General features: G+C 70.5%; 14 protein-coding genes. 1 reads left to right on the forward strand and 13 read right to left on the reverse strand.

The genetic code is table 11. The annotated features are described in order from the left end of the window. Position 1: 1 nt before the first annotated feature. From AC4D2C_RS00145 to AC4D2C_RS00195, 11 genes are all read right to left on the reverse strand, one after another. Positions 2 to 760, reverse strand: coding sequence for a flagellar biosynthetic protein FliR (locus AC4D2C_RS00145; protein WP_490911654.1), 759 nt, complete (start codon positions 758 to 760; stop codon positions 2 to 4). A 1-nt stretch (position 761) separates the two neighbouring features. Continuing rightward, positions 762 to 1,037 carry a flagellar biosynthesis protein FliQ gene (gene fliQ / locus AC4D2C_RS00150; protein ID WP_334208701.1) on the reverse strand — a complete coding sequence of 92 codons (276 nt, stop codon included), beginning with the start codon at positions 1,035 to 1,037 and terminating at the stop codon, positions 762 to 764. A gap of 1 nt (position 1,038) precedes the next feature. Then, positions 1,039 to 1,911 carry a flagellar type III secretion system pore protein FliP gene (gene fliP / locus AC4D2C_RS00155; RefSeq protein ID WP_490911655.1) on the reverse strand — a complete coding sequence of 291 codons (873 nt, stop codon included), beginning with the start codon at positions 1,909 to 1,911 and terminating at the stop codon, positions 1,039 to 1,041. Beyond that, positions 1,908 to 2,462: a FliO/MopB family protein gene (locus tag AC4D2C_RS00160; protein ID WP_490911656.1), complete on the reverse strand. Its 555-nt coding sequence runs from the start codon at positions 2,460 to 2,462 to the stop codon at positions 1,908 to 1,910. Before AC4D2C_RS00160 ends, fliP begins: the two co-directional genes overlap by 4 nt. Beyond that, positions 2,462 to 3,166 carry a flagellar motor switch protein FliN gene (gene fliN / locus AC4D2C_RS00165; protein WP_490904417.1) on the reverse strand — a complete coding sequence of 235 codons (705 nt, stop codon included), beginning with the start codon at positions 3,164 to 3,166 and terminating at the stop codon, positions 2,462 to 2,464. Before fliN ends, AC4D2C_RS00160 begins: the two co-directional genes overlap by 1 nt. After that, positions 3,163 to 4,074 carry a flagellar motor switch protein FliM gene (locus AC4D2C_RS00170; protein ID WP_490904418.1) on the reverse strand — a complete coding sequence of 304 codons (912 nt, stop codon included), beginning with the start codon at positions 4,072 to 4,074 and terminating at the stop codon, positions 3,163 to 3,165. Before AC4D2C_RS00170 ends, fliN begins: the two co-directional genes overlap by 4 nt. Positions 4,075 to 4,126: 52 nt before the next feature. Then, positions 4,127 to 5,044, reverse strand: coding sequence for an OmpA/MotB family protein (locus AC4D2C_RS00175; RefSeq protein WP_490911657.1), 918 nt, complete (start codon positions 5,042 to 5,044; stop codon positions 4,127 to 4,129). Further along, positions 5,041 to 5,886 (reverse strand): motility protein A, encoded by an 846-nt coding sequence (locus AC4D2C_RS00180; RefSeq protein ID WP_490911658.1) that lies wholly within the window; start codon positions 5,884 to 5,886, stop codon positions 5,041 to 5,043. The genes AC4D2C_RS00175 and AC4D2C_RS00180 overlap by 4 nt, the downstream gene beginning before the upstream one ends. Further along, positions 5,886 to 6,212 (reverse strand): flagellar FlbD family protein, encoded by a 327-nt coding sequence (locus AC4D2C_RS00185; RefSeq protein ID WP_490911659.1) that lies wholly within the window; start codon positions 6,210 to 6,212, stop codon positions 5,886 to 5,888. Before AC4D2C_RS00185 ends, AC4D2C_RS00180 begins: the two co-directional genes overlap by 1 nt. Before the next feature lie 105 nt (positions 6,213 to 6,317). Beyond that, the gene (locus AC4D2C_RS00190; RefSeq protein WP_490911660.1) at positions 6,318 to 7,061 is read right to left on the reverse strand and encodes a class I SAM-dependent methyltransferase; all 744 of its coding nucleotides are present in this window, start codon (positions 7,059 to 7,061) and stop codon (positions 6,318 to 6,320) included. Between the two features lie 99 nt (positions 7,062 to 7,160). After that, positions 7,161 to 7,457, reverse strand: coding sequence for a helix-turn-helix transcriptional regulator (locus AC4D2C_RS00195; RefSeq protein WP_490911661.1), 297 nt, complete (start codon positions 7,455 to 7,457; stop codon positions 7,161 to 7,163). 68 nt (positions 7,458 to 7,525) lie between these two features. On the opposite strand from AC4D2C_RS00195, the gene map reads away from it, so the two are divergent. Next, complete coding sequence (gene map, locus AC4D2C_RS00200) at positions 7,526 to 8,299, forward strand: type I methionyl aminopeptidase (protein WP_490911662.1); 774 nt, start codon at positions 7,526 to 7,528, stop codon at positions 8,297 to 8,299. Between the two features lie 78 nt (positions 8,300 to 8,377). Here map and AC4D2C_RS00205 read toward each other — a convergent pair whose 3' ends face one another. Further along, a complete protein-coding gene (locus tag AC4D2C_RS00205; protein ID WP_490911663.1) occupies positions 8,378 to 9,550 on the reverse strand; it encodes a flagellar hook protein FlgE in 1,173 nt (390 codons plus the stop codon). A gap of 40 nt (positions 9,551 to 9,590) precedes the next feature. Further along, a complete protein-coding gene (locus AC4D2C_RS00210) occupies positions 9,591 to 10,022 on the reverse strand; it encodes a flagellar hook assembly protein FlgD (protein ID WP_490911664.1) in 432 nt (143 codons plus the stop codon). Positions 10,023 to 10,029 lie beyond the last annotated feature (7 nt).

A 10,029-nucleotide genomic window follows, 5' to 3' on the forward strand; every position in this document is an offset into this window, starting at 1 on the left:
GTCAGCCCACCCCCATCAGGGCGGTGGCGGCCTCGTCGGCGAGGGTCGCGACGACGCGGGGCAGGGCCACGAACACCACGCCGCCGAGGCTGAGCGTGATGAAGATCTTGAGCGGGAAGCCGAGCGCGAAGGCGTTCAGGGCCGGGGCCACCCGCGTCAGGAGCCCGAGGCCGACGTCGGCCAGGAAGAGGACCACGATGAGCGGGCCGGCGATCTGGACGGAGGCGAGGAAGAGCCCGGTGACGGCGCCGGTGAGGGCCTCGGCGGGTTCGGCGAGGTCGAGTGCACCGCCCAGCGGCAGGGCGTCGAACGTCCGTATCAGGCCGCCGATGATGAGCTGGTAGCCGTCGGAGGTGAAGAGCAGTGTCAGGGCGGTGAGCTGGAACAGGCGCGCGAACTGGGCGCCGTTGACCATGGACTGCGGGTCGAAGCCCTGCGCCAGCGAGAAGCCGCCGAACAGGTCGATCAGGGCGCCCGCGGACTGGATGGCGGAGAAGATCACGAGCACGAGGAATCCCAGGGCCGCGCCGATCACGAGTTCGAGGACGAGCGCACCGACGTACTGCCCGGTGCCGCCCGCGGCATATCCCTCGGCGACCCGCGGGGACACCGCGAGGGCGAGCCCGACGGCGAGCATGGCCTTGATGCGGGCCGGGATGCCGCGGTAGGAGAAGGGCGGGGCGATCACGAGGAACGCGACGATCCGCACGCCGGTGAGCATCATCGACTCGATGCGGGCCTGGTCGAGCTCGATGTCCATGTCAGCCGCCCCCGAGCAGGCCCGGGATGCGCTCGAACATCTCGTGCGTGAACGAGATCATCTCGGCGATCATCCAGTGGCCGCAGACCAGCAGGGCGATGCACACGGCGGCCGCCTTCGGCACGAAGGAGAGCGTGACCTCCTGGATCTGGGTGATGGACTGCAGCAGCGAGATCGCGAATCCCACCACGAGGGCCGTCAGCAGGACGGGCGCGGAGAGTTTCGCGGCGGCCCAGATGCCTGCGAGGCCGATGTCGAGGACGGCGTTGGTGTCCACGTCAACCGCCCTGGTAGCTGTTGATGAGCGAGGTGATGATCAGGCCCCACCCGTCCACGAGGACGAACAGCAGGATCTTGAAGGGCAGCGAGATCATGACCGGCGGGAGCATCATCATGCCCATGGACATCAGCGCGGCGGACACCACGAGGTCGATCACGAGGAACGGCACGAAGATCACGAACCCGATGATGAACGCGGCGCGGAGTTCCGAGATCATGAACGCCGGGATGAGCGTGGTCAGCGGCACGCTCGCCGCGTCCTGCGGGTTCGGCTGCCCGGCCGCCCGTGTCATGAGCGCGAGGTCCTCCTCGCGGGTGTGGCCCATCATGAAGGTCTGCAGCGGCCCGGCGCCGTCGGCGAGTGCCTGTGAGAACGTCGTCGCGCCGTCGAGGTAGGGCTGCACGGCGAGGTCGTTGATCTCGGTCAGGACCGGCGCCATGATGAACAGCGACAGGAACAGGGCCAGCCCGGCGAGCACCTGGTTGGGCGGGATGGATGGCAGCGAGAGGGCATTCCGGGTCATCGCCAGGACCACGAAGATCTTGGTGAAGGACGTCATCATCAGCAGCAGCGCCGGCGCCACGGAGAGCAGGGTGATGCCGATGAGCGTCAGGACCGCTGAGCTCGGCGCTCCGTCCACGCCGTTGATCTGGACCGACAGGCCGTCGTCGCTCCCGGGCGGGGTGGGAGCCGTGGGGTCGGCGGGGGCGGACGGCGCAGTGGGTGCCGGGACGGCCGGGTCCAGCTCGCCGGCGTGCCCCGCAGCCGCCCCGAGGAGGACGACGACGACGGCCAGCACGAAGGCGGCCACCGCTGCGAGGGCGCGGGAGCGGCGGGCCGGGCGCGCCGGGACGAGTGCGGCCGAGGTCACCCCGCCCGTCCCTGGCGCAGGAAGGCCGCGGTCTGCTTCCAGGTGGCGGGAGAGAGGATCGATCCGTGCAGCGGTGCGGCGGGACGCGCCGATTCCGTGGCACGGACCGCGCGGCGGCTCGTCGGATACGCGTCGGTGGTCGGTGCCGGAGCGGCGTGGGCCGTCGGCACGGTGTCCACCGCTCCGCCGGCCAGCCGGAGCGAGGCCGCGAAGCGGGCGTCGGAGGTCTCGTCGGGCCCGGATACGGCGGGGGCCGAGCGTCCTGCGGTGTCGTCGGATCCCGGGACCGCCTGCAGTGCGCGCGGGGCGGCCGAGGAGTGGAGGACCGACACCGACTGCTCGGTGACGCCGAGGTAGAAACGGGTCCCCTCGGCGTCGAGCACGACCACCGAGGCCTTCACGCCGATCCCCTGGCGGGCCACGACGGACACGAGGCCCGCCCCGGCACGGTTGCCGTTGATCCTCGAGACCTTGCGGTGCAGCACGAAGAGCAGGGCGAGGACCACACCGAGGGACAGCAGCACGCGCAGCGCGAGGACCACCACGTCCACTAGAGGCTGCCGTCCGCGACGTCGAGGATCTGGGTGATGCGCACGGCGTAGTCCTGGTCCACGACGACGACCTCGCCGTGCGCGACGAGGCGCCCGTTGAGCAGGACGTCCGCGGGAGCGCCGGCGGACCGGTCGAGTTCGATGACGGCGCCCGGTTCGAGGTCCAGCACGTCGCGGACGGACATGCGGGTCCGGCCGATCTCGACGGTCATGGCCATCTCGACGTTGCTGATGCGGCCGAGGTTGGCGGCCCCGGCGGGTGCCGACGAACGGCGCGGAGCCGCACCGGGCCGGGCCCCGCGCAGGCGCACGGCGAACCAGCCGACCGTGCCGGACGGGCCGGCGAGACGGAAGACGGAGGTCTCGGCGTCGCGGAACAGGGGCAGCGCGTCCTGCACGGCCGGGACGCCGAGCACGCCGTCGCCGAGGGAGTTCGAGGCGGCCTCGAGGGCGGGCACGAGCACGTCGGCCGGGGAGACCAGCGGTGACGACGTGCCGGCGGCGACGGCGAGGGGCTGTGCGTCGATCAGGACGACGGCGAGGTCCGCGGAGGAGGCACCCACGAAGGAGGCGATGACGGCGGTCGAGGCACTCGCGGACGGCACCTCGGCGGCGTTGCAGGGCTCGGCCGTGAGCGGGCCGGGAAGCGGCAGTCTCGCTGCGAGGGACGCGGCGGCGGCGTGCTCGGCGGTGGTGGTGTTCATGGTGCGGTGTTCTCCTCGGTGGTCACTACTACGCAGGCCAGGCGTGAGCCGTTCTGGCCCAGGGCTGCCTCGCCGAGCCGCTGTCCGCTGACGGCGAGCTCGAAGGGTCGGTGCTGCGGGTGTGGCAGCTTCAGCACGTCCCCGACGGCGAGATCGAGGATGCGGGACGGCAGGACGGGCAGGGCGGCGAGCTGCACCGACACGTCGACGGGCACGTGCGTCACCTGCTGTTCGATCAGTTCGCGGGCGTCCTCGCTCGTGGCCGTCGGGTTCGCGTCGCCGAGCTGTGCGAGCAGGAGATGCGCGGGGATGGCGATGGTCGCCCGGCTGACGCGGTCGCTCACGCGGATCTCGAAGACGCCGACGATCATGAGCTCGGTGGTCGAGGCCGCCTGGGCGAACTGGGCGTTGTACTGGATCGAGTCGATGCTCAGCTGGTGGGACAGGACGGACCCGAGCGAGTAGTGCAGCCCTTCGAGGGCGTCGTCCATGAGACGGCGGATCAGCGCCTGCTCGATCTGGGTGAACTTCCGCTCTTCGAGGGGAACCGCGCCGTGGCCGCCGAGCATCGAGTCCACCCAGTACAGACCCGCCGATGCGGGAAACTGGATGACCGCCTTGCTCGCGTGGCCGGTGACGGCGCACAGCATCATCGCCGTCGTGGGTGGCAGGGACGCCGCGTACTCGTTGTACGTCTGCAGGAGGAGCTGTTCACTGGTCACCTGCGTGATCGCACGGATCTTCGCGGTCAGCTGCGTGCCCCACTGGCGGGCGAACGTCTCGAAGCCGAGTTCGAGCACGCGGGAGTGTTCACGCGCGAGCGTGGTGGGCCGGCGGAAGTCATAGACATCCACCGCCCGGGGCGTCACCGAGGGCACGCCAAAGGAGAGTTGTTCCTGGACCGTCACGCCATCGACTATCGGACGGCGGGCGCGGGGTGTTAGTGATCCGCGGGCGCGGTCAGCCGGCGGCGATCTTCGGGATCAGTGCGCGCACGTTCTCGGGCTGGTCGGAGTGCACCACGATGTCCACGCGCCGGTTCAGTTCGAGCTCCGCCTCCGTGGTCCCGGGAGCGAGGGGACGCGACTCGCCGTACCCGATGGCCGAGAGCCGGGGTGCCGGGACGCCGCCCGTGTCGATGAGGTTCCGCACCACGTTGACGGCCCGCTCGGTGGACAGCTCCCAGTCCAGCGGGCGCGGTACGGAGTCGGGCAGGCGCGCGGTGTGCCCTTCGACGCCCACCTCGTTGGGAATGGATGCCAGGATGGGCCCCACGCCCTCGAGCACGCGGAGCGTCTGATCGGTGAGCTGTGCGCTGTCGGGGAGGAAGAACGTCTCCGATCCGACGAGGCGGATGGTGAGGCCGCGCTCGTCGACGACGTAGCGGACGGCGTCGGCGAGGTCGCGCCCGCGCAGCTCCGCGTCGATCCGCTCCTGCAACGCACGCAGGTTCTCGACCTCCGCAGCGGCACGCTCGCGGTCCGTCGTGGGCTCGGCCGCGTCGCCGCCCGCCGACGGCGAGGGCGACGGCGTGGGTGCGGCGACGTCGGCCGCTCCCGGCTCCTGTTTCTGTGTCTCCGCGTCCGCGAGCGCAGCTCCCCCGGTGAAGGACTCGCCCTCGTCGTTGGCGTGCTCGGCGGGGACGATGGTGCCCTCGGCGGTGTCCACGGTCGCCGTCTCCACGGCACCGAAGCCCGTGGCCAGGGAGCTGCGCAGCTGCTCGAACTTCTGCTGGTCCACCGAGGACATGGCGTACAGGACGATGAACATGCACATCAGCACGGTGACCATGTCCATGTAGGACGCCATCCAGCGCTCGTCCGGGTGCTCCTCGCCGTGCTCCTCGCCATGCCGCTTCCGGTGTGGGCGTCGGCTCACGCGGCTGCCTTGCCCTGCGCGGTGATCGCCTCGCCCGAACCCTTCGCGCCCTTCGCGTCCTTCCCGCCGTCCTTGCCTGCCTTGCTCTTGCCCTGGGCGTGCTGCGGGACCATGGCCTTCAGCCGCTCACCGAGCAGGCGGGGCTGGCTGCCGGCCTGGACCGCGAGGACTCCCTCCATGAGGAGGGTCATGCGGGCGGTCTCCATCTCGCCCAGGCGCTTGATACGCGTGCCGATGGGCAGCCACAGGAAGTTGGCGGACAAAAGGCCCCACAGCGTGGCGACGAAGGCCGCGGCGATCATCGGCCCCAGCTTGTCGGGACTGGAGAGGTTCTCGAGCACGTGCGTCAGCGACACCACGGTCCCGATGATGCCGACGGTCGGGGCATAGCCGCCGAGACTCGCGAAGAACTTGGCGGCCGTGCGGTGCGTCTGCGACGCGGAATCGATCTCGTCCTCGAGGATCTCGCGCAGTTCCTCGCCGTCGGTGCCGTCGGCGATGTTCTGCAAAGCACCGCGAAGGAACGGGTCGGAGACGGTGTTGGCCTCCTCCTCGAGCGCCAGCAGCCCCTCGCTGCGCGCCTTCTCGGCGAGGACCACCACGCTGTCGATGGTGTCCTGCGGCGGGACCGTCTTGCCCTTCATCGCCGGCGGGACGGCCTTCACCGCGACCAGGAAGTCCTTCAGCGTGCCTCCGGCGATGCCGATGGCGATCGTGGCACCGAACACGAGGATCATGGGCGCCGGGAGCAGGAGCGCCTCGACGCTCGCGTGCTCCAGGGTGATCATGGCGTACAGCGCACCGAAGGCGATGAGAATGCCGACGATTGTTGCGGGATCCATTACGTGTTCCTTGGTCGGAGCGGGACGGGGGCGCCACCATCGGTCTCTTCGGAGGACCCGGGATCGTTCCCTGCATCACGGACGAGCCCCAGCGGACGCGGACCCGTCGGGTCCTCGTCGGCAGGGCCGGCCATGAACCGGGCGAGCGAGACGATCCTCGCCCGATAGGCGGCGATCAGGTCGATCACTTCGCCGAGGGATTCGGTGACGATGTACTTGGCGCCGTCGACCATCACGAGCGTGGTGTCCGGATTCTCGTGGATGCGCTCGATGAGGTCAGGGTTCACCGCGAACTGGCTCTCGTTGAGCCGGGTCACCACGATCATCGGACATCCTGGGGTCGGGACGCCCCGGCGGGGCCTCTTCCACCCACTGTCGGCACCCGCTGCGGCTTCGTAAGGCCCGCGCGCTCCGCCCCGCTCAGACGGGTCCTACCCCCTGCGCCGCGCGAGCAGGCTGAACGCATTCGGGACCTGGCCGTTCCAGGCCGCCGCAGCCACACCGCCGGGCCGCCAGAAAGGCTCCGGGTGCTCCTCGAGGTGCAGGAGTTCGAAGCCCGCACCGGTGATCCCCATGATCGTCTCCGCCAGGGTCCGCTGGAACTCGACGGCACCGCCCGCCGGGAACGAGTCGTTCACGTGGGTGCGGGCGAAGTATCCGCGATCCCCCCGGACCTCGACCGTGCCCGGGTCCCAGCTCCACAGGGGTGCGAGCGGATGCGCCTCGTAGACGAAGAGGTGTCCGCGCGGCCGCAGGAGACGGCGCATCTCGCTCAGCCACGCCCCCAGGTCCTCGACCCAGATCAGTGCGCCCTTGCCGGTGTAGACGAGGTCGGCCGAGCCGTCGTCGAGTCCGCTCGCCGGCAGCGTCGCGGTCACGTAGCGGCACGCCACGTCGAGTTCGTCCGCCCTGCGCTGCGCCGCGGACGCCGCCGTCGGGCTGTAGTCCACACCGATAACGCTGCGCGCACCGAGACGGATCAGGGCGACGTCGTCGATACCATGGCCGCTCATCGGGTGCACCACGTCGGACCCGGGGACGATGCCGCCGAGTACCGATTCCTCGACGGGGAACAGGCGCGCGGATCTCGCCTCGGCGAGCAGGTCGTCGTACTCGCGGACGTGCTTCTGGGACGCGGATTCCCACGCCTGCTGCGTCTCATCGTGGACCGTCACCACTCCACCCTGTCAGGAACCCACCGCCGGCACCACCGCCGCGACGAATACCCCCGCCCGCTCCGCGAACGCGTCCCGGTCATCGACCGCCAGACCGGGTCATGACGCCAGTCGCTGGCCCGTCCCGGACGCGGAGCCGGCCGTCCCGGCCTCGGGCCGGTTGATCTCGGCCCACACGTCATCGAGGGAGAGTCCGACGACGGCGGCGATCGCCGCGATGGTCGGGAAGGCCGGGGTGGCGACACGACCCGATTCGATCTTCCGGAGCGTCTCCGGTGAGACGCCGGCGGCCAGGGCGGTCTCGAGCATCGGGCGCTCGCCCCTGGCACGACGCAGGAGGATCCCGAGGCGCTGCCCGCGCTCGACATCCGCGGGGGTGAGGGGCAATCTGACCATGAGGCCGAGTCTAGTCCTGGGATACTATTACCGGGATAGTTATTGGTCCGTCCGAGAGTAGGCATCGCATGATCGAGATCCTGAGCCCCGCCGAAGTGGGCCGCGCCAGAGCCACGGGCACCCTGGTGGCCGACATCCTGCACACGCTCAAGGGCCGCACCACCATCGGCACCAACCTGCTGGACATCGACCGGTGGGCGAAGGACATGATCATCGAGGCCAGCGCGCAGTCCTGCTACGTCGACTATGCGCCCTCCTTCGGACGCGGTCCGTTCGGGCACTACATCTGCACCTCCGTCAACGATGCCGTGCTCCATGGGCTGCCGTTCGACTACGCCCTGGCCGACGGCGACCTGCTGTCCCTCGATCTCGCCGTCTCGCTGGGCGGAGTCGTCGCGGACTCCGCCATCAGCTTCATCGTGGGCGAGTCCGCGGACCCGGCCGGCACCGCGATGATCGCCGCGACCGAACGCGCACTCGCTGCCGGGATCGCGGCCGCCCGACCGGGCGCCCGTATCGGCGACCTCTCCCACGCCATCGGCGCGGTCCTCCGCGAGGCGGGGTACCAGGTCAACACCGACTTCGGGGGTCACGGCGTCGGGTCGACGATGCACCAGGACCCGCACATCCCGAACACCGGGCGGCCCGGCCGCGGCTACGAGCTGCGCCCCGGACTGTTGCTGGCGCTGGAGCCCTGGGTCATGGTGGACACCGCCACACTGGTCACGGACGCCGACGGATGGACGCTCCGCAGTGCCACGGGCTGCCGGACGGCGCACACCGAGCACACCATCGCCATCACCGACGACGGCGCCGAGATCCTCACACTGCCCAGCCGGTAGGGAGCCCCACCCGGGCCGGCGCCGGAGGAATCCCTCGAGCGGTGCCGGCCGGTCGGCCCTCCCGGCCGGCACCTCCGCCTAGCGCTTCAGGTTCGCGAGTTCCTGCAGCACCTCGTCGGAGGTCGTGATGATGCGTGCGTTCGCCTGGAAGCCGCGCTGCGCCACGATCAGGTTGGTGAACTCCTGCGACAGGTCCACATTGGACATCTCGAGCGTGCCCGCATCGAGCGATCCGAGGCCGTTGGCACCGGCCGCACCGACCTCCGCGGCGCCCGAGTTCGCCGTCGCGCGGTAGGACGAGGCGCCCGCCTTCTCCAGGCCCGCGGGGTTCACGAAGCCGGCGAGCGCCACCCGGCCCAACGGCTGGCGGCTGCCGTTGCTGAACGCCCCCACCAGGGTGCCGTCGGCGCCGACCGTGAAGGACTCGAGGGTGCCGGCCGAGCGGCCGTTGCCCTCGGAGATGGAGACGGTCCTGAGCTGGGCGAAGCCGGTGACGGCCGACAGGTCGACGGCGACGCCGCCCACCGTCACCGAGGAGCCTGCAGCGGCCTGGCCGTTCGGCAGCAGGAGTTCCGTGCTGCCCGCCGCGCCGTTCGCGTCCTGACCCGCGACCGCCCAGCCCGTGGCCGAGCGGGTGAAGGTGAGCGTGAGGTCGCGTGCCGTGCCGTCCGCGCCGTACACCACTCTTTCCTGCAGGATCTGCGTGCCGACGGCCGCATCGGAGGGCAGGTTGCCCGTGACGCGCGCCGTCGTCGTCGCCTGCGCCGGGGAGACCGCGCCCTTGGGCATGCGCAGGTCGCCGACCGCGCCGCCCTGCTGGACGACGCCGTTGACGGCGGGCCAGCCCTGGACGAGGGAGCCGTCCGGTGTCACGAGGCGGCCCTCGGCATCGGGCGTGAACGCGCCTGCCCTGGTGTAGAGGGTCTCGCCGCCGAGGCGCGTGATGAAGAAGCCGTCTCCGGAGATCATCATGTCCGTGGCACGTCCGGTGGCCTGGGCCGAGCCCTGGGAGAAGTTGGTGACGATGCCCGCCACCTGCACGCCGAGGCCCACCTGGGCCGGGTTGGTGCCGCCGAGGGCTTCCTGGGGTGCGCCCGCGCCCTGGGTCAGCTGGGACAGCGTGTCCTGGAACTGGGTGGCGGAAGCCTTGAAACCCGTGGTGTTGACGTTGGCGATGTTGTTGCCGGTGACGTCGAGCATGGTCTGGTGGGAGCGGAGCCCCGAGATGCCGGAGTAGAGCGAGCGAAGCATGGTGGTGCCTTTCGGGAGGGCGGAGTGGAAGGGTTCGGGATCAGGGAGCGGTGGGAACCGGCAGGACGCCGACACCGGACACGAGGTCGAGGGCGATGCTCCTGCCGCCGATGGTGACGGTGGGGACGGGTCCGCTGTAGGAGACGGCGGTCGCAAGGCCACGGGCCTCGATGCCGTCGGTGCCGGTGTAGGAGACCTCGTTGCCGATGAGCGCGGCCGCCGAGGACCTCATCTGGAGATGGAAGTTCTCCTCGCTGAGGCCGGTCATCTGGGTGATCTTCTCCATCATGGCCAGCTGCGTGGTCTGGGAGATCATCTGGTTGGTGTCCATCGGGGCACTCGGGTCCTGGTTGCGCAGCTGGCTCACGAGCAGCGACATGAAGACCTCGGAGTCCATGGCCTGCTTCCGGGTTCCGGCAGCAGGTGTCGTGGTGGGGGCGAAGGTCGCGGACGCGACCGGATCTATGGGCATGGCTGTC

The sequence above is a fragment of the Arthrobacter sp. TJ-240 genome, assembly GCF_058269195.1.